Annotated in this window: 20 protein-coding genes; 7 read left to right on the forward strand and 13 right to left on the reverse strand. The window is 52.6% G+C overall.

Going from position 1 to position 24,968, the window contains the following annotated elements:
* Positions 1 to 15: 15 nt before the first annotated feature.
* The 3 genes from yajC to PHACT_RS03650 form a co-directional block, all read right to left on the reverse strand.
* A complete protein-coding gene (gene yajC, locus PHACT_RS03640; RefSeq protein WP_070115963.1) occupies positions 16 to 345 on the reverse strand; it encodes a preprotein translocase subunit YajC in 330 nt (109 codons plus the stop codon).
* Between the two features lie 100 nt (positions 346 to 445).
* On the reverse strand, positions 446 to 1,564 hold the full coding sequence (tgt, locus tag PHACT_RS03645; RefSeq protein ID WP_070115964.1) for a tRNA guanosine(34) transglycosylase Tgt: 1,119 nt from the start codon (positions 1,562 to 1,564) through the stop codon (positions 446 to 448).
* A 413-nt stretch (positions 1,565 to 1,977) separates the two neighbouring features.
* Positions 1,978 to 3,576 (reverse strand): peptide chain release factor 3, encoded by a 1,599-nt coding sequence (locus PHACT_RS03650; RefSeq protein ID WP_070115965.1) that lies wholly within the window; start codon positions 3,574 to 3,576, stop codon positions 1,978 to 1,980.
* A 667-nt stretch (positions 3,577 to 4,243) separates the two neighbouring features.
* Here PHACT_RS03650 and PHACT_RS03655 point away from each other — a divergent pair.
* Positions 4,244 to 4,453: a hypothetical protein gene (locus PHACT_RS03655; protein ID WP_070115966.1), complete on the forward strand. Its 210-nt coding sequence runs from the start codon at positions 4,244 to 4,246 to the stop codon at positions 4,451 to 4,453.
* A gap of 175 nt (positions 4,454 to 4,628) precedes the next feature.
* Positions 4,629 to 5,123, forward strand: a complete 495-nt coding sequence (gene radC / locus PHACT_RS03660) for a RadC family protein (protein WP_083264316.1) — start codon at positions 4,629 to 4,631, stop codon at positions 5,121 to 5,123.
* Positions 5,124 to 5,678: 555 nt separating this feature from the next.
* Here the strand turns inward: radC and PHACT_RS03670 are convergent.
* The 5 genes from PHACT_RS03670 to PHACT_RS03690 all read right to left on the reverse strand — a co-directional run bounded on the left by PHACT_RS03670 (position 5,679) and on the right by PHACT_RS03690 (position 14,760).
* Positions 5,679 to 7,082 (reverse strand): KAP family P-loop NTPase fold protein, encoded by a 1,404-nt coding sequence (locus PHACT_RS03670; RefSeq protein WP_070115968.1) that lies wholly within the window; start codon positions 7,080 to 7,082, stop codon positions 5,679 to 5,681.
* A 65-nt stretch (positions 7,083 to 7,147) separates the two neighbouring features.
* Positions 7,148 to 7,861, reverse strand: coding sequence for a M48 family metallopeptidase (locus PHACT_RS03675; RefSeq protein WP_070115969.1), 714 nt, complete (start codon positions 7,859 to 7,861; stop codon positions 7,148 to 7,150).
* Positions 7,861 to 10,983: a type I restriction endonuclease subunit R gene (locus PHACT_RS03680; protein WP_070115970.1), complete on the reverse strand. Its 3,123-nt coding sequence runs from the start codon at positions 10,981 to 10,983 to the stop codon at positions 7,861 to 7,863. The genes PHACT_RS03675 and PHACT_RS03680 overlap by 1 nt, the downstream gene beginning before the upstream one ends.
* Before the next feature lie 139 nt (positions 10,984 to 11,122).
* Entirely contained in the window at positions 11,123 to 12,316 is a 1,194-nt protein-coding gene (locus tag PHACT_RS15945; RefSeq protein WP_169819382.1) for a restriction endonuclease subunit S, read from the reverse strand.
* Positions 12,317 to 12,327: 11 nt separating this feature from the next.
* Positions 12,328 to 14,760, reverse strand: coding sequence for a type I restriction-modification system subunit M (locus PHACT_RS03690; RefSeq protein ID WP_070115971.1), 2,433 nt, complete (start codon positions 14,758 to 14,760; stop codon positions 12,328 to 12,330).
* A 633-nt stretch (positions 14,761 to 15,393) separates the two neighbouring features.
* Here PHACT_RS03690 and PHACT_RS03695 point away from each other — a divergent pair.
* Positions 15,394 to 15,885: a hypothetical protein gene (locus PHACT_RS03695; RefSeq protein WP_070115972.1), complete on the forward strand. Its 492-nt coding sequence runs from the start codon at positions 15,394 to 15,396 to the stop codon at positions 15,883 to 15,885.
* Between the two features lie 290 nt (positions 15,886 to 16,175).
* Positions 16,176 to 16,379 carry a hypothetical protein gene (locus tag PHACT_RS03700; RefSeq protein WP_070118131.1) on the forward strand — a complete coding sequence of 68 codons (204 nt, stop codon included), beginning with the start codon at positions 16,176 to 16,178 and terminating at the stop codon, positions 16,377 to 16,379.
* On the opposite strand, the gene PHACT_RS03705 is transcribed toward PHACT_RS03700, so the two are convergent.
* The gene (locus PHACT_RS03705) at positions 16,367 to 17,581 is read right to left on the reverse strand and encodes a tyrosine-type recombinase/integrase (protein ID WP_070115973.1); all 1,215 of its coding nucleotides are present in this window, start codon (positions 17,579 to 17,581) and stop codon (positions 16,367 to 16,369) included. The genes PHACT_RS03700 and PHACT_RS03705 overlap by 13 nt on opposite strands.
* A gap of 496 nt (positions 17,582 to 18,077) precedes the next feature.
* Here PHACT_RS03705 and PHACT_RS03710 point away from each other — a divergent pair, with 496 nt between their 5' ends.
* Positions 18,078 to 18,953 carry a carboxylate/amino acid/amine transporter gene (locus PHACT_RS03710; RefSeq protein WP_070115974.1) on the forward strand — a complete coding sequence of 292 codons (876 nt, stop codon included), beginning with the start codon at positions 18,078 to 18,080 and terminating at the stop codon, positions 18,951 to 18,953.
* Here PHACT_RS03710 and PHACT_RS03715 read toward each other — a convergent pair.
* Entirely contained in the window at positions 18,931 to 19,809 is an 879-nt protein-coding gene (locus PHACT_RS03715) for a sulfurtransferase (RefSeq protein ID WP_070115975.1), read from the reverse strand. The two genes, PHACT_RS03710 and PHACT_RS03715, sit on opposite strands and share 23 nt — an antisense overlap.
* Before the next feature lie 81 nt (positions 19,810 to 19,890).
* On the opposite strand from PHACT_RS03715, the gene PHACT_RS03720 reads away from it, so the two are divergent.
* Positions 19,891 to 20,571 (forward strand): phosphatase PAP2 family protein, encoded by a 681-nt coding sequence (locus tag PHACT_RS03720; protein WP_139141430.1) that lies wholly within the window; start codon positions 19,891 to 19,893, stop codon positions 20,569 to 20,571.
* A gap of 60 nt (positions 20,572 to 20,631) precedes the next feature.
* Positions 20,632 to 21,456, forward strand: coding sequence for a class I SAM-dependent methyltransferase (locus PHACT_RS03725; protein WP_070115976.1), 825 nt, complete (start codon positions 20,632 to 20,634; stop codon positions 21,454 to 21,456).
* A 362-nt stretch (positions 21,457 to 21,818) separates the two neighbouring features.
* Here the strand turns inward: PHACT_RS03725 and PHACT_RS03730 are convergent, their stop codons facing one another.
* The 3 genes from PHACT_RS03730 to PHACT_RS03740 are packed head-to-tail and all read right to left on the reverse strand — an operon-like array spanning position 21,819 to position 24,860.
* Positions 21,819 to 22,757: an alpha/beta hydrolase gene (locus tag PHACT_RS03730; RefSeq protein WP_070115977.1), complete on the reverse strand. Its 939-nt coding sequence runs from the start codon at positions 22,755 to 22,757 to the stop codon at positions 21,819 to 21,821.
* On the reverse strand, positions 22,757 to 23,743 hold the full coding sequence (locus PHACT_RS03735; RefSeq protein ID WP_070115978.1) for a COX15/CtaA family protein: 987 nt from the start codon (positions 23,741 to 23,743) through the stop codon (positions 22,757 to 22,759). The genes PHACT_RS03730 and PHACT_RS03735 overlap by 1 nt, the downstream gene beginning before the upstream one ends.
* Before the next feature lie 10 nt (positions 23,744 to 23,753).
* Positions 23,754 to 24,860, reverse strand: coding sequence for a helix-turn-helix domain-containing protein (locus PHACT_RS03740; protein ID WP_070115979.1), 1,107 nt, complete (start codon positions 24,858 to 24,860; stop codon positions 23,754 to 23,756).
* Positions 24,861 to 24,968 lie beyond the last annotated feature (108 nt).

Here is a 24,968-nt window from a genome sequence, read left to right on the forward strand (position 1 = left end):
GTCGGGTAAAGCCTGTCAGATTGACTTGATGGTTCCTTTCGGAAGCGCGGCACCAATAGCAGACTTCTGCAGGTTGACCTCAACACCTTCCGAGACTTCGACAGTGACATAGTCATCTGACACTTTTGTGATACGACCCAGAATACCGCCGCTGGTCAGCACTTCATCACCTTTGCTCAGGCTGCCAACAAGTTCGCGATGCTCTTTTGCCCGTTTGGCCTGAGGACGCCAAAGGATCAGGTAAAACAGCAGGAACATGCCACCGATGAACAACAGGTTGAACATGGCGCCACCAGCGGGTGCTGCGGCGTCCTGGGCATGGGCGGAGCTGATCAGAAAATCCATAACAAAACTCTCTCAAACAATGAAGCCTGACGGGTGTTGCCCGCTGCGGCTGAAGGGTCAATAATTATTCTGGGTTTAAATGCGACGAAACGCTTGCCAATCAGGCGTCGGGCTGTGTCTCCAGCACGCGCTGATCGCGGTAAAACGCCTCCGTAAAGGCGGTAAATCTACCCTGTTCCAGAGCCTGACGCAAACCCTGCATCAGGTCCTGATAGTAGTGCAGATTATGAATCGTGTTCAATTGCGCGCCCAGCATCTCTTTGCATTTGTCCAGATGATGCAGGTAGGCGCGACTGAAGTGCTGACAAGTATAGCACGCGCAGGCCGGATCCAGCGGTCGGGTATCGGTTTTGAAGCGGGCATTGCGCAGTTTGAGCAGCCCCTGACTGGTAAACAGATAGCCGTTGCGGGCATTGCGAGTGGGCATCACGCAGTCAAACATATCGATGCCGCGGGCCACGGCGTCAACGATGTCGGTGGGCGTGCCGACGCCCATCAGATAACGCGGTTTGTGCGCGGGCATGCGGTGGCCAACGTAATCGAGCACGCTGATCATCTCTTCTTTGCTCTCGCCCACGGACAGACCGCCAATGGCGTAACCGGGAAAATCCAGCGCGACCAGGCCGTCGAGCGACTCCTGGCGCAGATTTGGGTACATGCCACCCTGAATAATGCCAAACAGGGCAGCGCGGTGATCACCGTGAGCTTCTTTGCAGCGCACGGCCCAGCGCAGGGACAGCTGCATGGAGTCGCGGGCTTCGGTCTCGGTGGCGGGATAGGGAGTGCATTCATCAAAGATCATGATGATGTCGGCGCCCAGGTCCTGCTGCACCTGAATGGCGGATTCGGGGCCGAGAAAGACTTTGGCGCCGTCGACAGGCGATCTGAAGTTGACGCCTTCTTCGCTGATCTTGCGCATGTCACCGAGACTGAACACCTGGAAGCCACCGGAGTCGGTCAGAATGGGTTTGTCCCAGCCCATGAAGTCGTGGAGATCGCCGTGTTGTCTGATAATGTCGGTGCCGGGGCGAAGCATCAGGTGGAAGGTGTTGCCCAGAATAATCTCGGCGCCGGTGCCTTTGATCTGTTCGGGGGTCAGGCCTTTGACGGTACCGTAGGTGCCCACGGGCATGAACGCGGGCGTCTGCACCTCTCCGCGGGGGAATGTCAGTGTGCCACGCCGGGCGGCGCCGTCTGTTGTCTTCAGTTCAAATTTCATGTGTTCTCTGCTTCGTTTTGGCTATCAATATTGAGTCAGTGATCTGTTTCCGAGCCGCGCGCTACTGATTGTCTGCTCGTGGAGACGCCCGTAAACCCATCCCTGGGGGGCTCGGCGACGACCGTCCAAGGGTCGTCGACGCTCCACAAGCAGACAATCAGCATCCCACGTCTCTACCTGAGGTGCTTTCCGTCAGGGCATGTTTGCATTGAGAGACGCGGGGTGTGGGAGGCGAATTTCGGAGCGTATGCGACCCTTGGACGGTCGCATCCGAGCCCCCCATGGATGGGTTCACGGGCGTCTCCGAAAAGCGCCTCCCACACCCCGTGGCTCGGGAACAAAGCTGCTTCCTGCACGTCTCCGCAAGCAGACAATCAGTAGCGCGCGGCTCGGAATGGAATGGCAATCTCCATTCACTCAGACTTCCGGTGTTCCCGTGTCGCGCGGAAGCGCACATCAGGCCAGCGCTCTTCCATCAGCGCCAGGTTCACGCGCGTTGGTGGCAAGTAGGTCAGGTGATCGCCCCCATCAACGGCCAGATTTTCGTAGGCCTTCTTCTTGAACTCCTCAAATTTCTTCGCATCATCACATTCCACCCAGCGCGCACTGTAGATGTTCACCGGTTCGTAAATGCAATCAACCTTGTACTCATCCTTCAGACGGTAGGCCACCACCTCAAACTGCAGCACACCCACCGCGCCCACAATCAGGTCATTATTGCGCTGCGGCATGAACACCTGCACCGAGCCCTCCTCCGACAGTTGCTTCAGGCCTTTCTGCAACTGCTTGGTTTTGAGCGGGTCTTTCAAGCGGATACGACGGAACAACTCCGGCGCAAAATGCGGGATGCCGGTAAACTGCAGGCTCTCACCCTCGGTAAAGGTATCGCCGATCTGGATGGTGCCATGGTTATGGAAACCAATGATGTCACCCGACACCGCATTTTCAGCCTGCTCCCGCTCGCCCGCCATGAAGGTGACCGCATCACTGATACGGACTTCCTTGCCCAGGCGGCAATGGTGCAGCTTCATGCCCTTGCTGTAGGCGCCCGAGCAGATGCGCAGAAAAGCAATACGGTCCCGGTGGTTCGGATCCATGTTGGCCTGTATCTTGAAAACAAAGGCAGAAAATGGCGCTTCCTTGGGCGTCACCGTGCGGCTTTCAGTCTCGCGCGCTCGCGGTTGCGGTGCCCATTTAACAAAGTCATTAAGCATCTCGCGCACACCAAAATTGCCCAGCGCTGTGCCAAAAAACACCGGTGTCATGCGGCCAGCCAGATACTCACCCAGATCAAATTCATTGCTGGCGCCCCGCACCAGTTCGATTTCGTCGGCAAAGTCATCGGCATAGGCGCCCAGCAGTGCTTTTGCCTCGGCACTGCGCAACCCCTGGATCTGCACGTCATCCGGAATACGCGTGCCCTGACCGTGGTGGTAAACATGAATGGTATCGGTGTACAGATTGTAGACACCCTTAAAACCTTTACCGTTGCCCAGCGGCCAGTTGATCGGCGCACAACGGATATTCAGGACCGTTTCGATCTCGTCCAGCACTTCAATGGGCTCACGGGTATCCCGGTCCAGTTTGTTCACAAACGTGAAGATCGGCGTATCGCGCAAACGACAGACTTCCATCAGCTTGATGGTGCGGTCCTCAACACCCTTGGCGCCATCTACCACCATCAACGCCGAGTCGACAGCGGTCAAAACCCGGTAAGTATCTTCCGAGAAATCCTCGTGACCGGGTGTATCCAGCAGATTGACGGTGGCGTCGTTGTACGGGAACTGCATCACCGAAGAGGTGACCGAGATGCCACGCTGCTGCTCCATCGCCATCCAGTCAGAGGTTGCGTGTTTTTCGTTGCGCTTGCCCTTTACCGAGCCTGCCGACTGAATCAGCTTGCCGAACAGCAGCAGCTTCTCCGTGATCGTGGTTTTACCAGCGTCCGGGTGCGAAATGATGGCAAAGCACCTTCTTGTGCTTGTTTTTAAAGCAATTTCTTGGGGTGTCATTAGCGGCTTCTTCGGATTATGTACACAACTATGTACACACTATGAAATGTGTCCCGGCTCTGGGCTGTGACTCAATAACGCAGTATACCAAATCTTAGCCAGCGGGCACCAACCGCAAATCTCCCACAACTCTACTACCTCCACCTTTATACCAAGGAGCCTTACCCATGCCCGACAAACCCAAAGTACTCATCCTCGGTCACGGCCGGCACGGTAAAGACACCGTGGCTGAGATCATTTGATTTGGGTCCCATGGGTCCCGCCAACGGAACAGCTCCCGATACCGATATACAACCATGTTAAACATAAAACCGATACACACCCGATACTCTGAGAACTGAGCAAAGACGAGATCCAGCTTCAGAGGCGGCTTGCCGAAATGGTTACTCACGATCAACCGATATACTAAGTCCGCTAAAAGCGCTGAAAATGGCGGTATACGACCGATATACTATCCAGACACAGGGATTCAACCGAAAGCTGCCAGAATATTTGGCCCCCAGGGGAAGTCAGTCGCATTTTTGAAAAATTTGCTCATCTGCCTACGGTGGCAATACTACATACCCCTGGATTCAGATAAAGAAGTACCCCCCCCCCCTCTTCTCCGCCTACGGCGTTACAACGATGGCAGCATAAACCGACTGCTGCACTACTCCGGAGACAGACCATGAACAACACAGCCTCAATTGGTACCGTATGGGATCGCCTCATGTCAGTGGCTGACAACTCCCTCAGCATGGCTGACAACCTGGCACAAGCTGGTGGCCACATCACCGCTGCTGCCCGCATCCACGCTCACAACGTCGAGGTCGGTGCCCAGATTAAGGTCAACATCCGAGCTCAAGAGCTGCGCCTTTCTCTCCCTCCAGTTGAATGATCAACACCACCATATCCTTCGGGATGTGGTGGTATTTTTTACACCCTACACACTTATTCGTTAGTCAGTTATCAAGATAGACCACCATCTGTTGCCGCCCCCCCCTGAGGACTAGAGCTTCGCTCTTACGATGAAGCCAGAAAGGCTTAATCACTTAATAACCTCAGGAGCCAACATGAGCAAGACCAACGATCTGTTCCCAATCACTATCAAATCCGAATACACGTTAACGGCGCATCAACATGCGGCAATCAGAGAAGCCGTTGGCATCCTGGAGACAAGCTTCAAGCGCAGCGAAGCCATGACTAACTCGGATCTGGTCAAACAGTTCTGCCAGCTGCAGATTGCCACCAAGATGGATGAACACTTCGGGTGCATGTTCCTAGATAATCAACATCGGCTGATCTCATACGAGACTATGTTCAACGGCACCATTGATGGCGCTGCAGTCTATCCCAGAGTCGTTGTACGACGCGCACTGGAGATCAACGCAGCGGCAGTCATCTTCACCCACAATCATCCTTCTGGCTTGCCTGAGCCTAGCCAGGCAGATATTGCTATCACCAAGCGCCTCAAGGACTCGCTGGCCCTGATTGATATCCGGGTGCTGGATCACATCATCGTCGGCTGCGAAGGCACCGTATCCATGTCAGAGCGCGGCATACTGTGAAGCAAATATAGAACCACTGGCTGAATAGTGGATAGAACCCATTTCAAATCCGAGAAGAACCAATGGTAAAACTACTACCAATGATCGACTTCCAAGTTTCAGTAGGACGATCCATGCATATGAGAATGGATATATCTCCCTTCTGCGAGAACCTCTATGAATGCTCGTGTGGGCAACAACACGTGCTCAAGTCATATAGCCGAATTCTGTATCAAGGATTTTACCGGATCGTTATCGAGTGTCCCGATGACCCAGCTTACCTAACGTGCGTCAAGATCAGGATGATTCTGATGGCCAAGTTTATTGGCTTAACCAGTATTAGCGGGACAAAAGTAAGTACGGATACTGACAAGTTTCTACTCGCAAACTTGATGAAAATATTACGGTAATCTAATTCACCCCCTACCAACTCTGACTATACTGCCATTCGCAGTGTAGCCAGAGTTGCTTTTTTCCTCGGCCCCGTACTTTAGATTGCAGAGCAGTCACTAGTGACACTGCGATACGTCATAGATCCAGTGGTACTAATTCGGGTTGAGGTCATCGGCTGTAGGGTCAGCTCTCCTCTTCACGCTGCGGAAAGCTGAACTGTGACGTCAACTCGACTCTCTTTAATATCTCATTCAATGGAACAATATGGCCATGCCCTCTATGTTGACGAATCACCTCAAACACGGTCTGCGCATATTCATGATTTTCCACGGACTCGTTATCATTTTCAATAATCTCCTTGTATTGAACGTCGTAGTCACGATCAAGCTCATCTCGAGATTTAGAGGCAATCAAGTATCCCTCTACTACGGCCATATAGAACTTAGCATCACGTTTTTTAGGAGCGATGCTGTGGATATAATCGATTGAATCCCCCAGTGTGTGGCCCTCCTTGACTAAGCCAGAGTATAAGACAGGATTTTTCTGCCGGAGTACTATCAAAAATACCACTAGTGACGAGAAAGTGAACTTATTAGCAGGTGTGGAGTGGAGCGCCAAACTGATTCGTGATAAATACTGCTCGATATCACGCAGAGTGAAACCATACTCACCGCATAGCCACAGAAACGTACCTTTGAAATGGTCCTTCTCATACTTAAAGAGGCTGTTTTTATTTTTTTGCTCAAAAAAGAAACCCAACCCTAAGGACGAAATCAGTTGCCCTATATATGTCTCCGGGCTCGGATTCGGGAGAGTGTACTCAAGATCGATGAATCTACGCAAATAGCCAGCAGCATCGATTTCACCATAGACCGCGCCAATCGAGTGGCATAGTTGCTCTTTATCCAGAGATAGGACAAAAACAATTCCTGGCTGGTCGAATAAATGCTTAATCCGTTCCAGTAACTCGATTGCGTATGTGGGTCTACAACGATCCAGCTCATCCACGAAAATAACCAGCGGGGTGTCTTTCGTTGCCACCTCAAGTGTGTCAGATAAGTGTTTTTTGAACTCATCGATGGCTGACTTCGTTGATTCGTACGCCTCCACAGCCTCAGATGCAGTGCCGCCCAATAGCCCCATGGCTTCTTCTCTGCCTATTTCGTTTCCATCAAGCACTCCAGCGGTAACCAGGCGAACAACTGTAGGCAAGCTGCGTCTCGCAATGACTCCGCCAATTTTTTTGCATCGCTCCCAAGCTTCATTGCGAACTCCAGACGCTGTTAAGTAGCTATCCAGACCAGTGTTCATTTCGCCCAGAAAAGCCACCAGCGGATCCTCAGAAAAATCGGTTGTCCAAGCATTAAAATTCAAAACGGGGAAACCTTCGAGCTCCAGGTACTTCGACCACATATCAACGAAAGTTGATTTACCAGACCCCCAGCGACCATTAACTGCAAGCACCATCGGCGTATTCATATTGCGAAGCAGTAACGTGAGATTCTCAATCTCCTGTCTCCGCTCAAGCAGGTCACCCTCAAAGGGGGATTCAGGGTTGACCTGAAACTTTCTCGCCTTTAACTCCATTTGGGACCTCGTCAATGCTTGTACCAATTTAGCCTATACCCAATCAGCAGACATACGGCAACATTCTACAGCCAAGCCTCAGCACCCAGCGGCAACTCATTCAACTCAGCCCTGGCCTCTCTCCACCCCGGACAATGCTGATTCAACAGTGCAACAAACCTTTCACTGTGTGTCGGCTCAATCAAATGAACCATTTCATGAACCAGCACATACTCCACCAGATCCTTCGGTTTTTTTACCAGCTCAGTGTTAAGCCTGATGTTCCTGGCTTGGGCAGTACAGCTACCCCACTTGGTTTTCATACGCTGCAGATAATAAGCGTTTACCTTTACATTCAGCTTGGCTTCCCACTTCTGGATCAGTGGTGGAATCAAGTCATGCAGCAGTTTTCTGTGCCAGGCATACATGATTTCGGCGCGTTTGATCGCTTCGGTTCCTGGGCGAACACTGAGGATTATTTTTTTTGGCTGCAGTAAAACACTGGGCTTGGCATCCTTGTGTTTAACCTCCAGCACATACCTGCGCCCCCAGACATAGTGACTTTCCCTGGAGATGAACTGCCGCGGTGTCTCACGAGCCTGGTCTTGCAGCTCTTGTCGGCGCTCACGTATCCAGCCCAGCTTTGATATCGCATAGGCACGGGCTACATCCAGCCGCGTATTTACTGGTGCTACCAAGGTGACATCGCCCTCAGGCGGGTGCACAGACAGGTGTACATTGCGCACCGCTTTACGGGTGATCCGGATAACGATGTCACCTAACGAAATTGTCTCAGTCACTAGTACCCTGCCTGATTCTTGATCAACTCAAATACTGCTTCAGTTGCCGCGCGATCACGGGCCAGAATTGGGAATAGCGCATTGAGCACTACTCGCTCACGGGCAGTATCCCCACGCCAGCCTGCCGGCGCTTGCTCGCGCATGGCTTGATCAATCTGCAGCGTGACATCCAACCGGCGCTGCTCTTCACTGACTTCACCAGGGGCGGTGTCGCGCAGCTCATAAGACGGACGTAGCGGCTGCAGTATGTCAGAGAGATTATTGTAGATGACCACTGCTTCTTTTTTACCTGCCAGTTCCGGTGGCGCGCCTTCTAAACCCAAGCCACTAGCCATCTGATGAACCAGTGACTCCACTCGCTCCAGGAACTCCTTGTATGAGACAGCTTCGGTGCGCCAATCCCTGATAATGTCATCCAGCAACAATGACAGCTGCTTATAGAATCGCGGATCATTGAGCTGATCACGGATGATGGTCTTGCGTACATTGTTGATGATGCCTTCAGCAACTGCCTTGTTGGACAGCTTGCCCTTATCATTCAGCTTTTGGGCTATTGCATTATGGACACCGGTTTCAACTATCAACTGGATCAGGGAGTAGTTGTCTACTGACCCAAGTTTGTTTGCTGGATCCGCCTGAATGTAGGTGTTGATCAGGTGGCGCATGTCGGCTTCGTACGGCTTGATGTCCAGCTCCTCACCTGAGTAGTGTTTAACAGCATTTCTAAGGTCACTGTAGAACGTAACGTCCTGGCTCAGTGCATCAATCGCACTGCTCGTATATCCTGCTTCCTGCAAATTTTGCTGTATGGCTGAATAAGCTCGAATAAAGGACGCTGTTGCCTTGTAGAACGATACTCGAAGCGCCTCAGTGTCATCCAAACCCCCGGCTGTCAGTCCATTCCCACAGAAGTAGTGCAGGTACTGTTCGATATCACGGGGATGCGGCACTGGTTCACATAGATAGCTGAGGGCTTCACGGGCTTCATCGAGTTTATGGCGACCTTCTTTAAGCCAGTCCTTCAATTCAACATTGTTCTCTGCGTTACTGCCACCCTCAAGGTCCAGTTCATCAGAGCTGTACACCGCAATAGCCTGTTGAACATCACCAAAGAGGTGCTTGAAGTCCACGATATGGCCGTACTCTTTGTCAGTGCCGTCCAGGCGGTTGGTTCGGCAAATGGCCTGAAACAGGTTGTGGTCCCTCAGCTCATTGTCCAGATAGATATAACTGCAGGACGGAGCATCGAATCCAGTGAGCAGTTTACTGACCACAATTAACAACTTCAGATTGGCGGGCTCTTCAATAAAGCGCCGCTTCATCTCATCTTCGTATTGTTTGACGCTCTTCCAGTCTCTAAGCACATGATCATTGTAGGTGTCATACTTGTAGCGCTCATCGCTGTCAGGTGACTCCCGTGATATGGCGTTATGATTGGGCTCGAATGAGGTAATGATGCCGCAATACCTGCCAAATGAGGTGTGCTGCAGTAGTCTGAAGTAGTGGCAGGCATCATAGATGGAGGCTGCCACCAGTATGGCCGTACCACGGTTACTGCTTAATCGCGGTTTCATGCTGAAGTCTTTGATGATGTCGGCAATGATGCGCTGTTTGCGCTCAGCTGAACTCATCAACTCTTCCAGCTTCGCCCAGCGCCTGCGCAGTACCGCCTTCTGGTAATTGTTCAGATTACGGGTCTTCTGCTCAAACCAGTCATCAATATCCTGCTGCGATGTCAGCCGCTGAGGAATATCCCTGGCCTCGTATTTCAAGTCCAGTACCACACCATCAGCCACAGCCTGCGGGAACTTGTAGGTATGGATGTAGGTGCCGAACACCTCACGGGTTGTCTGTTTATCTTTTCGCAGCAGTGGTGTACCGGTGAAACCAATAAAGATGGCATCAGAGAGCCAGCGCTTCATTTGGCGGTTCATATTGCCACCCTGGGTCCGGTGACATTCGTCCACGAACACATAGAAGCGACCTTTGATGGCCGGTGGTTCATCATCAAAGTCTGACGGGTCAAATTTATGGATCAGTGCACACAGCAGCCTTGGTATGGTATCGGTGAGCTTATCGACAAAGTCTGCCCGTGACGTTATGTGCGGCGAGGGCCCCTCATCAGGCACCACACCGGCATTACGCATAACCCCGACGATCTGCTTGTCCAACTCATCGCGATCAGTCACGATCATCACACGGGCTTGTGGGTCGCTTTCCAGCAGCCATTTAGCCAACAACACCATCAAGATGCTTTTGCCACTACCCTGCGTGTGCCAAATAACACCACCTTCACGCTCGGCAACCCGTTCCTGGGCGGCCTTGATCCCGACATACTGGTGCTGGCGGGGAACCTTCTTCTGGCCAGCATCAAAGATCACGAAGTTACGCATCAGATCGAGCAAGCGATCTTTACTGCACATCTGCGTCAACGGGCGATCCAATAGTGAACCAGACGTCAGCTCACCTGTATTGGCTTCATCTTTCCACTGTATATAGAATTGCTCAGGCGTCCCTGTCGTGCCGTAGCGCAGGCCCTGAGAGTCACTGCCGGCCAACAGCAGCTGGGATGTGCCGAAGAACGGCTGGTTAAACTCAGCTTCCTGATTGGTAATGAGCTGGCGCACTCCATCTGCCACTTCCACTGAGCTGCGTTTTAGCTCGATAACCACAACAGCCAAGCCGTTTATGTATAACACCAGGTCAGGACGGCGGTCATGCCCGCCTCTTAGGGTGACCTCTTCAGCCAGTGCAAAATCATTGGCTTCGATTTTATCCCAGTCGATTAGATGGACGGTCTCATGTGCCCGTCCTATAGCTACCTGCACCGGTACGCCGTAACGCATCAATTGATAGGTCCGCATATTCGCTTGATACAGGGTTATCCCGGTGACATCTGCCGCCTGCTCCAGCTTTTGCAGCGCAGCGGAGATATGCGCATCGGAATAACCCCTTTCGCGTAGATTTGAGCGCAACAAATCAGGCTCAATGGCTCGGTTGCCATCACGTTTACTCCACTCCCCCAAATAGCGGTATTGCAAACTGTCGGGGCGATCAGGATTAGTAAACAGGTCGACTACCCTCTTCTGGGTTTGCCGTTCCGGGCGTATAGCTGCGCTCATGGTCTATCCCTTTTTATTAGAGGTTTATCGTTCGCCGTCCATTGCTTGCTATGAATCTAATTCTCGTATGGAAGTGCTTATTGCCCGGATTATGCTCTTGTAACTATTATTCTGATCCAGATAAACATCGCCCTTTTGCTCATATCAGCCGAGTCCTTCCTGTGAGTAGCTCCTGCATCATTGCTTGTTTAAGATCGCGAGTTTTATGGCGACGATGCTCGAGGGCGGCGATTTCGGCATCCATGTCGGATAGGACGGTAGCGATGGCGGTTTGTTCTTCTTTGAATGGTGGCAGCTTAAGCTCAAATGATTGGAATGTTGGAAGTCGCAAGGAGTCGACAGTCGCCTTAACCGTATTTTGCATAGCCCACGCCCCAAAGTTCATTGCCATATACAGGTGTACGAACTTGGCTGATATGTTCGGACTAAACTGGGTAATCGCATAAACACGCTGATGCACATCAAATCGACCGTTAATGTAATGGAATATGTCCCCGATTCTCCCTTCTCCAGGCACAAGTATTGCCTCGCAATCGTGTGAATAGCTGTTTATTCGTTCGACAAAATCCGAGCGCACGAAAAATGGATAATCTCCATCCTGCACTTTGTCTTCGTTGTTACGACTACCAGTTTTGATATGAGCGATGTCAGCCAACCGCTTCAGCTCCCACTCTCCCTCAAACCCTGGCAAACGAGTCTGACCAGTGAGCAGTTGTTGCATGGCAGCCTGTTTGAGGTCACACTTCTTGGCGATCAGACTATCCAATTTTTCTAACAGAGCATCAACGTCTATCAGAGCGGCGCCGATGGCGTGTTGTTCAGGCTCCGGAGGAACTGCGCATGGCATTGAATTAAGGGAAGCCTTATTTAATTTATATCTCCCCGCGCCCTGACGCGAGAGGTAAGGTGATATGTCCCGGTTCCTAAAATAGAGGTAAAACCATCTTGCTGTCCCAATTTTGCCTTTTACTAGGTGAGCATGATTATTGACATTGAACTTACCCGTCACATATTGCGTTTGCGGTTTGTTTTCAAAATCAAGGAAATGGTCACCGTCCTCACCGATTAATGCGTATTCACCTTCAACTCGGTACTCACTTAAATAATCCTGTATTTTAGTCGGCCCGTAGTAAGGATATTCACCCAGCATACCTTTCCTTACTTTTGCACTGAGCGGAAGCCGCAGGTTATTGCATATATCGAAGGCGTCACCAATCAAAAACACATCCCAATCTGCCGGAATAACCCCCACCTCAGTCTGCTTGTACCCCAGAGGCTCTTCCGACTTCTTCACCCTCGTTCCATTCTCCGTCGACAGATTTTGCGTGCCCATTGCTTCGCTCCTCATGCAGAGCTTACTCCCATCTTTTTCAGGTGCTCATCCACCCGAGCAGACAGCTCGGAGACTTCATCCACTAGCTGCGGCAGCGGTGTGGCATAACGCTCAGCCAATTGCCGAATACGGCCAGTTAGAGTTTGTGAAACGCGATCCAGCTCACCCTGCACTGCAGTGGCAATGGCGGCAAGCCATTTGTCCTCTACCACCAGCGTTTTGATCTCCTCTACACTGAGCTTGGCGTATTGGTCATGAGCCAGTCGGTCAAGTTCAGCATCAGCTGTTTTGATCTGGCTTTTCAGATCGCTCTGCTGTTGATCCAGCTTGATCCACTGCTTAAGTATTTTGGCTTCATAAACGTAACCAGCATCGCCCTTTATCTCCTTCAGGCGCTTGTTGATTTCCCCCTTGTTAATCTTGTCTAGTTCTGCAAATGCACCCTCTTCACCACCGTGTTCTTCTTCCAGCTCGGTCTGTTGAGCTATGGCAGATTCAAGTTCGGCTTGCAGAGCATCCAGTTCGGCTTGTTGTTTTGCGAAGTAGCACGCGACAATATAGGGCTTTGGAATCAAATCGCAGTCCCAGCCTTTATCTTTCAGTCCACCCTTCTTACTACCTGCTTTAATTTCTTCCAGCACGCGCTGAGGTTTGGCTTCCCAGCCATCCGCGGCAATCAGGTAGGCATCGTCTTGCAGAACCTCAGCCCAGTAATCCATAAGATGCTGGTACATATCGTAGGCATCTAACAGTGGTGCGCTGCGGAACGCATCGAGCAGGTTTTCGCCGACCGCGGTGATCAGCTCCTTGGGCAAACCATCTATGTCAAAGGCCTTCAGGTACGGCACATTGGTAGCGCGCCATTTATCGAAGCTGCCTGTTACGGCTGCCTTGAACTTGGCAAATTCCGTATGACTCAGAATGGCCGATTTAACCTCGGCAATTGGCACGCGCAGCTGGCTATAACCCTCTCGACCGGCATCCACGAACAAGGCAGATCGCACGCCTGGCATGATCTGCCAGTATGCGCTCAGGGCGTTGAGATCGGGATCCGGAATACCCCCGCGCAAGTGACCATCGATGTCCTGGATGTCTTCTGGCTCAGCGCTGTCGATGTACCTAGGGAGGTTCAGGTTGTAATCGTTTTTCGTGTCAGCTATTTCGTCGATGGGCACCATGCGCGCATAGAGAGGTACCTCCTGTTGTTTTTTGAAGGTATCAACAATGCGGTGGATGTCCTGCTCACGCAGTCGGTTTTTGTTGCCATCCTTTATGAAACCCTTGGCTGCATCAATCATGTAAATGCCTTTACGGGCTTGAGCATTCTCTTTGTCTAAAACCAGAATACAGGCGGGGATACCAGTACCGTAAAACAGATTTGCTGGCAGGCCGATGATCCCTTTCAGAAAACCAGAACGAACAAGCTGCTTACGGATTACCCCTTCTGCATTACCACGGAACAGAACACCATGAGGAAGGATCACCGCTCCCTTGCCAGTGCTTTTGATGGACCGTAACACATGCAGAAGGTAAGCATAGTCACCTTGCTTATCTGGTGGGGCACCCCAGCTGAAACGTTGGTACTGATCAGTTGCGGGTGTAATGCCGGTACTCCATGCTTTATCGGAAAATGGTGGATTGGCCACGACATAATCGTAGGTACGCAGCTGCTCCCCATCTTTGAATTTCGGATTGGACAGCGTATCTCCCTGCTGAATATTTGCCGTTGGGAAGTTATGCAGGATCATGTTCATCCGCGCCAAACCAGCAGTGGTGACATCCTTCTCCTGGCCTTCCAGAGTGATATGCTTGCCTGCCTCGCCCGCAACCTTCAGAAGCAGTGAGCCAGAGCCACAAGTGGGGTCATACGCGGTTGTCGAGGCCACGGCTGCGTTCGAGGAGACACCAATGACCTGAGCCAGTACCCTGCTCACTTCCGAGGGTGTATAAAATTGCCCTTTGCTTTTGCCGCTCTCAGTCGCAAAGTGCCGCATCAGATATTCGTAGGCATCCCCTAGGATGTCGTCATGTTCAGCGCGGTTCTTGGCGAAGTCCAACTCCGGTTTTTGGAAGATGCTGATCAGATTGGTCAGCCGATCCACCATGGCTCTACCTTCACCCAATTTGTTTGGGTCATTGAAGTCCGGGAAATCACTGCGGGCCAGTCGCTGATTGGCTTCAATCAAGGGCTGGATAATTTGTGTATTGATCTTGTCGCCTATGTCAGACTTGCCTTTTAGCTGGATCATGTCCTTAAAGCCAGCACCCGGAGGGATCGCGACCGGTGGCGCAAAGTCATCTGAGTCAGAGTACTTGTCCGAGATGTACTTGATGAACAGCATGAACAGGACGTAGTCCTTGTACTGGCTTGCATCCATTCCGCCGCGTAGCGCATCACATGAAGCCCAGAGGGAGGAGTAAAGTTCCGATTTCTTGATGGCCATCGGGTTGTATTTGTCCTTATTGGTTTGGTTCAAGGCACTGATACTACCCTAATTCAGTATCAATCATGAAGGGTAAGCTCACACTGGGTTTCAGATGGACCTTGAGGCGTGGTCACCTCTCCAACGCAAATACCAAAAAGCGGAACTCGCTACCGAAGTACGCTGATCTCATGCAGCTTCCAGCCCACCCAGAACCCCCAATATTATTCCTGACATTCCCCCACCCTAAGCCATGGTAAGCACAAGGAGGGCGACCCGCGCAGCGGGAGAGCACGAACGAAGTGGTGTACATGGCTTAGGCTGGTATGGTTAATTTCCACTGGCTTCACCTGACAGCCTTCCGTGCTCACTGCGCTTTGCCTGCGGCACGCTTGTGGCACTCGTCTGTTGGCGGTGAAGCCTGGACTGAGGGTAGGTAGTAAGAATCACAGTGGGATACCAGATGGGGCCTCCGTCCCCTTTGTGAAAAATATCACCAGTTTACTTATAGATTTATATACGAGGGTATAGTTCATATAATTCATATAGATACGAACAATAAATGCAACTGAAATGTTGTCACTTTTTAATTTAAACAACTAATATGTTGTACTATAAAGTACACTCCTTAAAAGATTAAGGGCACTGAGAACCATGACGAAATCAAATGTACAACCCCCGCTCCACCCTCAGGGCAACGGGCCTATTACTCAATCCGCTGACCACACTGGCAAACAGATTCTAGTTCCGGCAAACAGCGACATTTACATCAAAGCCAGATATAAGGAGAACTTCGGGAGTTTCCAAGCCATCAGCCCATTACGCACATCTGAAACTAGCGGACCAGATATATTCGATCTTCTGGCTTCAGTTTCTCACTCATCATTCAAGGTATTCAACAAACTCAAGGCTAAGAGGAACGAGAAAAATTCTCTGTGCCACTACCGCACCGATAAACTTTCCAAATCAGAACGAGAGATGTTCAACCGTGGCGTCAGGCAGCTTGTGGGTAAAAATATTATTAAGCGTGTACCAGTAAGCAGCGAAGTCACAAATGTAAGAAAGAACACATACATGATTAATCCTGTGATCATCAAGTGTTGGGAATATGAGGAGGCCTGCAGCGTCTGGATGCAGCTGGACTAGGGCATTCTCAGGGCACCAGCCTTAATAAATATCTGTAGATCTACATTCCGAACACCACCTTTCCTCAGTGCGATAGATTGAACCAATAGTTATCTGATCCTTTCTATCATACCAGCGCAGTACCGCTGAGCACCCACCAGTTGCATGTACTGCGCCAGACATTGCCCATCATCGACACCAGGCAGATCCAGTTACTCACTGGCTTAGGCACCCGCCAGGCCCAGCATAACCTCAAAGCAGCCAAGTTCTTGCTGCCCTACCTGGATCGACACTTTGAGAGTAAAAACACCATGACTATCTCAGCCGGATATTGGGACACCAAATCCATCACCCAACGCTTCTGCATCTCAAGCCGTACCCTGTTCCGCTGGATGGAGCGGGAGAACAATCCATTCCCAGCACCGTGTATGCAAGCAGCCGGAAGTGCTAACCGGTGGCGCATCGAAGATGTACTGGCCTGGGAAGCCAGCGAGATGGACACTCAGGCAGCTTGACCCACAATCCCCGTCAACCGCTCCCACCACTTATCATACGCATCCCTTTGCTCACCCAAGTAATCATGCAAGTCATAGGTCTGCCACTCACCAGGCATCTTGTGACCCAGCATGGTTTCAGCAATATGCGGTGGAGCCAGTGTTGAGAAGTTTGTGCGGGCGGTACGCCTCAGATCGTGCATCGACCAGTGAGCCATCTCAACACCCTTGTGCCGGCGTAGCCACTGCATCAGGTTGTATGGCAACTGGAGGGGTACACCGCGGCTCATGGGCTCATCTGAGCCAGCATTATTGAACAGGTGAGCACCTTTGGCGCTGAGCGCGAAAGCCTCCTCCAGCAGCCCCTGGGCGCCTGGAAAGATTGGCCGCTTCAGTGCCTTACCCGTCTTGGTACCTATTTTATGGTTCTCAGGCGGGATCAGCCAAACCTGCGCATCGAAATCAAAGTGAGCTTTCTTAGCCAGTCGCATCTCCCCGCTACGGCAGCCGTAGACAAGGCACAGCTTCACGAACACCTTGTTCTTGGGACTCATACGGGATCTGTCTATGGCTTCCCACACCAGCGCGATATCGGCATCAGCCAGCGTGCGGGTGGATGTCCTCTTTTTAATGTTCAGATCCGTTGCGCCAACGATATTCGCCAGCGGATTATCGCTCACCAGCTCCCTGCGTATGGCCCATTTGTACATCTGCTTGGTGTTCACCAGAACCCGGGCAGCAATGGCCTCAGAGTGGTCCACAAGACCTTCCAGCAGATCAAGCCACTCATGGATCGTGATCTGGTGTGCAGGCAGCTTACCTAATCGCGGTAGCACATGTATCTGGAAGGTTCGCTGGATCAACTCCGGGGCTTTTTTTGTGACTACACAGTATCCCTTATACCAGCGCTCAAACAGATCCTCCAACGTCAGCGCCGAGACGATCTTCTGCTTCTCAACGGCCACCACCACCTTGGGATCATGCCCCTGCTCCAGCTTCGCCTTGAGCCGGGCATGCTCATCGCGGGCAGCCTTCAGCGACACATGGGGATAACTCCCCAGATCGAGCCTCTTGGCTTTACCGTCATACCGGTAGCGCATCTGATAGACGATCTTGCCCAGTGGGCTGACACGCACGCTCAATCCACCGCGGTCAGTCTTGACCTCAATCTGCTCACGAGCCTTGCCCGCATTGGCTTTAAGCCAGGTGTCTGTCAGGGCCATGGGCCACTCCTGTGTACATGCAATTTGATGTCATCGCCGCCAGCCCGAATTATGTACACCGTTGTGTACACAATAGGGGTGGCTCGAGGTGTCTTAGTATGTCGCAGGTTGCCCAGGGCAGGAAAGCAGAATCTCAGGAATTTCGTGGGTTCTAGCAGATTTTTGTCTGGGGCTGTCCGAGGTTGACTTTGAGGCAAACATCCGGGTGCGAGATGATGGCAAAGGTGCGACGCGTCGCAATTTCCTGCGCAAGTAGATTGGTAGACATTGAGTTAAAATCTTGTGGTTGCAGCCGTAATCGGCCGGCCGGAGGCCAAAACCGTTATTTTCGCCGATGTCTGCCCGACACACAATGACCAGGCTGACATTAGCGGCAAGATCACGACTGTGATACCCTTGCGCGCCTCAAATTGACGATCCGGGCACAACCATAGTTGAATGGGTGCTTCCGATGCGTTCATTCACTGCCTACACCTTTTATGCAAGGACCACGCTCATGGGTCTGTTAGTTATCGTCACTGTGCTGTGGGCGTTCTCATTCAGCCTGATCGGTGAATTTCTGTCAGGCAATGTCGACAGCGATTTTGCCGTACTCACCCGCGTGACACTGGCTGCCCTGATGTTCCTGCCATTTACACTCTGGCGTGGCATTCCGCGACCACTGATCATGGGTATCATGTTATGTGGTGCACTGCAGTTTGGCGTGACCTATGCGCTGATGTACCGGTCTTTCAGTATGCTGACCGTACCGGAAGTACTGTTGTTTACCATCTTCACACCCTTGTACGTGACCCTGATCGATGATGCCCTTAACCGCCGCTTCTCGCCGCGGGCGCTGATCGCGGCAGCCATAGCCACGCTGGGGGCTGCAGTTATTCGTTACGATGGTTTGAGCCAGGATTATCTGACCGGGTTTATTATCCTGCAGGTTGCCAATATCACGTTTGCCGCCGGCCAGGTGGGTTACAAACACCTGATGCAACGCTGGCCAGTTGAGATTCCACCGTGGCGGACTTTCGGTCACTTTTTTATTGGTGCGCTGGTGATCGCTCTACCCTCCTTCCTGATTTTTGGCAATACCCAGCTGCTGCCAGACAACGCTCTGCACTGGGGCATTCTGGCCTGGCTGGGTGTGGTTGCCTCGGGGGCAGGACTGTATTTATGGAACCGTGGCGCCTGCGACGTTGATGCCGGCACGCTGGCCGTGATGAACAATGCGTTGGTGCCGGCCGGACTGGTGGTCAACCTGGCCATCTGGGGTCATGATGAGCCGGTGCTGCCGTTGCTCATCGGCGGCAGCATTATCGCACTGTCATTGTGGGTTAATTCACGCTTCAAGCGGCGGCCGCTCAGCCGACCTCAGATCCAGTAGTGGCCACGGGCCGGGAAGGCTCCACAATCCACTCACTCCAGGATCCCGGGTATAGCCTGGGCATGGGCAGGCCAGCAATAACCGCAGCCAGAATATTGTGGCAGGCAGTGACGCCGGACCCGCAATAACATACCAGTGCCTGCCCTGCTTCGGGCTCAGGGAACCGCTCTCGCAATACCTGCGCCGGCAGCATCAGGCTGTCAGCGCCAAGATTGCCATTACACGGCACACACACCGCACCAGGAATATGCCCCGCCACCGGGTCTATTGGTTCCACTTCACCACGAAACCGTTCCGGCGCCCTGGCATCCAGTAGTTGAAATACAGGTGTATCCTGACCTGCCTCGATCTGTGCCAGTAACGCTTCTGCGTCAACCAGCAGTGAGTCATCCGGCCGCGCGCTGAAGTCGCCCGGCCAGGGCCGTACCGAACGCTCAGCCGTCATCGGCAGACCTGCCTCACGCCATGCTTTGAGACCGCCATCGATAACGCTGACGTTTGAATGCCCCAACCAGGTCAGCAACCACCACAACCGGGCGGAATAGAACCCCGGGCCATCATCATAAACAATGACCTGATCGGATTTGCGCAGTCCAATTTCACGCATTCGGGCTTCAAATACCGCCGCATCCGGCAATGGGTGACGGCCGGTGACACCCGGCACTATCGATGATGACAGATCTTTATCCAGATCCAGATAAACCGCACCGGGCAGGTGAGACTCGGCGTAGGCTTGCGCACCGTAAGCGGTATCTTCCAGCTTGAAACGAACATCGAGTACAAGCACATCATCATCAGATAATCGATTGGCGGCCTGGGTCACTGACATCAACGGAGAGGATTCGGGAGAAGTCATGGTTTTTTCCGGTTACTTTAACGGGATTTTGTGCCATGAACATTAGCAGCAGGCGAATGGCTGACGCAAGCATGGTCACGCTTGCAGCAGCCTGATCAGATTCCCACTGACATCAAACCAATGCAGCAAATGTCACACAATCGTCATATCAAGGACGCACCGCTGTCACAAAGCACTGCCACACTGGCGCCAATTCAGATATCGGAGACCCCGATCATGATTCAGCGCAGCATACTCGCCCTGCAATGGCTAGCCGACCTGGACGCCCGCCTGTTTCTCGGTCTGAACAGTCTACACCAGCGCATGCAACTGGAAACGCTGGTGCGCTTCATCTCCTTTACCGGCGACGGTTATCTTTACCTGCTGATGGGTCTGACCCTGCCAGCGCTTTTCCCTGAACAGGGCATGACCTTTCTGCTGGCCGGTCTGTTGGCGTTTGTCATCGAATTGCCCATATACTGGGTTCTCAAGCGCAGCTTCAAACGCCGTCGGCCATTTAATGTGGTGCAGGCGCTGGCACCGATACTGAAACCTTCCGACGAATTCAGTTTCCCCTCCGGCCACACCACTGCCGCATTCATGATTGCCGGCATCACCAGTGTCTGTTTCCCGGACATCAGCCTGCTGGCCTACAGCTGGGCAGCACTGATCGGACTGTCGCGCGTCATGCTGAAAGTACATTTCATCTCCGATGTACTCGCTGGCATGGTATTGGGATCTCTGGTCGCCTATTTGAGCCTGAGCGTGACCGCAGGCTATTAACACAACACTTTCTGGGTTAATCTTCTGGGCTACATCCAACCATGATCGGAGTCCAAAACAATGAAAACCCTGGTAAAAACATCCCTTCTGAGCCTGATGCTAGGCACTCTTGGCATTTGCAGCATCAGCAGCGCCGTAGCACAGGGCAATGCTGACTTGCGTGCCGCCATTGATGGCGAACATCGCTCCGATCTTAACCGGACCCGCGATGTCTATCGCAACCCATATGAAACCCTGACCTTTTTTGGTGTTGAAAGCGACGACGTCGTTATCGAAGCCTGGCCCGGCGGTGGCTGGTACACCGAGATTCTGGCAGCCTACCTGCAGGATGAAGGGACACTGATCGGCGCAACCTATGACCGCAGTCCCGAGCCACTGGCTGGCTGGATGAGCGGCAGCAACGCCATGTTCCAGCGACTGCTGGACAGCAATACGGAAGCTTACGGCGATGTTGTTGTTTCCGAGCAACTGACCCAGGCCCAGTCGCAAATCGCGGCACCGGGCAGTGTCGACGTAATCCTGGACTTCCGTAATGCCCATAACTGGATTGGCATGGGTGCAGACAATGTCATCATGGCCTGGCATGACGCACTCAAACCCGGCGGCACAGTGGGTATCGTGGATCATCGCTGGAACGCGGACGAAGCCGCCATTGCCGGCAACGGTTATATCCATGAACAACAGTTGATCGACCTGATGACCGGGCACGGTTTTACCTTCGCTGGCAGCTCGGAAATCAATGCCAACCCGAACGACCCGAAGACCCATGAAGGCGGTGTCTGGATGTTGCCACCCAACCTGCGGGGCCTGTCGGCCGAGCAGCGCCCGATGTACCAGGCCATCGGTGAAAGCGATCGCATGACCATGAAGTTCATCAAGAACTGATAAAAACCAAGTGATGTGCTTTAGGGCGCGGAAGAAATAACTGATCGCTCTTCCGCGCCCTTTTTGATTTGCTAGAGCAGAAATTTTGAAAAGGACGCTGGCCGCACTTGAGCAGCGTCCAGCTCATGCAAGTTTCCTCTTCCAGTGATTCCTATCCGACGTCGCAAAAACCTACAGAGCTGAAATCCTGCATGAGCCCTCAGGGGGTTGGGTGGCGGATTGAGCAGCGTATGCGACCCTTGGATGGTCGCATCCGAGCCCCCCATGGATGGGTTCACGGGCGTCTGCGAGAACCGCCACCCAACCCCCTGAGGGCGGTCTCTGAAAACCCCTCTCCGCCCGATCATCTATCCAGAAATGCTTCAGCTGTCACGCAAAAAATCCAGTATCTGCCCGCTAACTGACTGCCACGCATCTCCCCCCAATGAATGCGGCCCGATGATCAAGTGATTCAGCACGTCTGCGGCATCCTCACTCTTCTCAACTTCGATATATTGCCACTCACTCAACTGCCGCTCAGCGATAAAGTCACGGACTCCACCCGACGACACAAGTTCATCACGCGGATGCATGAATACCAGCGCCGGAATGTTCAACGCCTGCCGGTTCGCTGTCTGCTCGGCAAGTTCATTGAAGTTGTTTACACCTTCATACAACGCCAGATAAGCCGACACCGGCGCATAATCATTGGCCCGGTAAATCCGGGGCGCCACACTGGGCAGATAGATATCAGGAAAAATCTGTAACGGATATAACAGATAGGATGACCATTTCAGACTGATCGCCGGCGCCAACAGTACCAGACGCTCTACATCGACAACCTCTGCACGGTCCGTTTGCAGACTGTTCTGAACAAGATAGTCAGCGCTTAACAAACCACCCAGAGAAAACCCTACCACGTACAGAGGCCGCTGCAACGATTCTGCGCGTTGCGCTGCTGCCTGCACACCCTGGCTGATATCAGCCTGCCAGCCAGCAAACGTGGCATCCTGGAATTGTAATAAACGGGCATCGTCATTCAAGGCATTAGCGTGGCCGGTCAGGGAAACACTCAGCACATCCATACCGGCATCAAACAACAGCTTCTGCATATCCTGCATGGCGGCAGGATCCAGATTCAGCCCATGTACCAGTGCTACTATTGCGTCCGGGTCCGGGTGTTGCTGCCAGTCCAGGCCCAGGGCAGCATCGTCCAGTGCCTGGCGTTGCTGGTCAGACAGGTCATCGCGGGTGACGTCAGCCGGATACGAAGCACAGGCAGTGGTGACAAAAGCCAGTACCAGCGCTGCGGCTGCCCTCATCACACACCTCGCGCGTGACGGTAATCCATCCATAACAGGAACTGCAAACCAAAGATCAATGATGCGGCCAGCAGATGCGTCGGCTGTACAATTGCCGGCATGCCCAGATGTCCCAGCGTGGCACCGGAGATAATGGCCAGCACAATAACCGCCAGCACGCCCAGCGCCAGCCGGGTCAGACTGTGGTGCAGACCAAACGACCGATAGAATGTCCATACCAGCCAGGCATTGGCTAAAAGTACCACTGCCGAAAATGTGCGATGCACATAAAAAAACCAGGGCAGCGCCGACACCCAGGCCGAACGCTCTTCACCCTGCGTGTGGTTGAGGAAATCCACCATCTCACGTACCTGGGTGCCCATCGCCACCTGCAGCACTGTCAGCGCAATCACAACATAGAACCAGCGCTGGAAGTGGCGACTTATCGCCACTGCAGGCTGCGCCGCCAGCACACCTCTGCGTGCCCGCGCAAAGGCAAATAGCAGGATTGCCACAATGGCCAGTGCCATCAACATGTGCAGTGTGATCATACCCGGCTGCAGATTGGAGGCCACCACCCGAGACCCCAGCCAGCCCTGATAAATGACCATCAGCAACGCGGCCACCGAGGCGATGGTAATCCACCTGTCATGACTGCGAAGGGCCAGCGACTTCCACGCGGTAACCAGGATCAACAACCCAATGACAACGCCCGTCAGCCGGTTCAGATATTCTATCCACGTCTTCACCGGATTAAAGCGGGTTTCCGCGTATCCCCTGTCGGCATAGATTTCCTGATAATTGTCAGGCAATTGCGCTTCACTGACGGGCGGAATCCAGCTACCAAAACACGTGGGCCAGTCGGGACATCCCATACCGGCGCCCGATGCCCGCACGGTTGCACCGACCAGTATCAGAAAATACACGGCGCAGATGGTAATCAGCGCAATTCGGCGAAATGATCTTAGCTTAACGGTATCCTCAGTCGTGCGGGTATTATCAGTCATAATCTACCAGTCATAATCTATTTTCGTCGGAATGTGGAAAAACAGTTGCAGCGGAAGTGGGCTGGCCGGATGCACGCCAGGTGGAAGGCGTCACACCATGCGTGTCCTTGAAGGCCTTGTTGAACGACGACAACGAGGCATAACCCACATCCAGGGCAATGCTGGAGATCGGGATATGTTCTTCTGCCGGATCCAGCAAACGCCGTGCTGCCTCTTCTATACGATAGTGATTGAGAAACTGATTAAAATTGCGGTAATGCAATGACTGATTGATCAATCGCCGCAAACGATACTCCTGCACTGACACCTGTGCCGCCAGATCGCCAATCGTCAAACCGGACTCGGCATACAATCGCTCTTCTTGCATGGCTTTGAGAATCCGGTCAATCAGTACCTGATCCTGGCGCGATACGATATCGCCGCTATCGGGGGTCGGCGCTTTGGGTGCCGGAGCGTCCGCGGCGGTCTGAATCAGATGCGGAGCCTGATGCTGGAACCTGAACATGGCCAGATTGACTGACAGTATCAGCACAAACACTACCAGAAAATACAGGCTGTCGAGCTGCGGACTGCCGAGCCAGAAAAAACCAGTGCCGATGATCAGACCAACAATACTGCCCATGCCAATGGCAAAAGGCACGCGGACCTGACGCCGAGACTCGATCAGGTCACTGTCGCGCCCCCGACACGCCATGTACACCACATGACACGCCAAAAACAGCATGAACAGCTGCGGAATATAAAAATAAAACAGGAAAAATCCACTGTTACGCGGTACCGAGCCGTCATACATGAACAGCCCAATGACGCGGATTGCGATATAGGCACAAATAAGCGTCCACATGGCCGGATGAATCCGCCGGTGATCTTCAAACAGATATCGGGCAATAATCCACAGTACCGCGGGTGCCAGCGTTGCCATCATGGAGAACAGCATGCGCAACTCTGTCGGCATGGGTGCCATGGAGCGTGACAGGATGTAGGCAGCTATACAGGCACTGAACAGAACAATCAGGCGAGACAACAACTTACCGGGGAAATACACCAGATAAAGGCTGGCCAGAAACATCAGCTGTGAAATGGCCAGATAACTGCTCGCGGAATGGATCCATTGCATAGTAAGTGCATGCTCGTTTAGATATGAACACGATTGTTGTGTCGAAAAACGCCGCTGCCAGGCATCAGCAGGTCGATCGTCGGCGACGATTATAGCAGGCATAAAAAA

Source organism: Pseudohongiella acticola (assembly GCF_001758195.1).
Classification (GTDB): Bacteria; Pseudomonadota; Gammaproteobacteria; order Pseudomonadales; family Pseudohongiellaceae; genus Pseudohongiella; species Pseudohongiella acticola.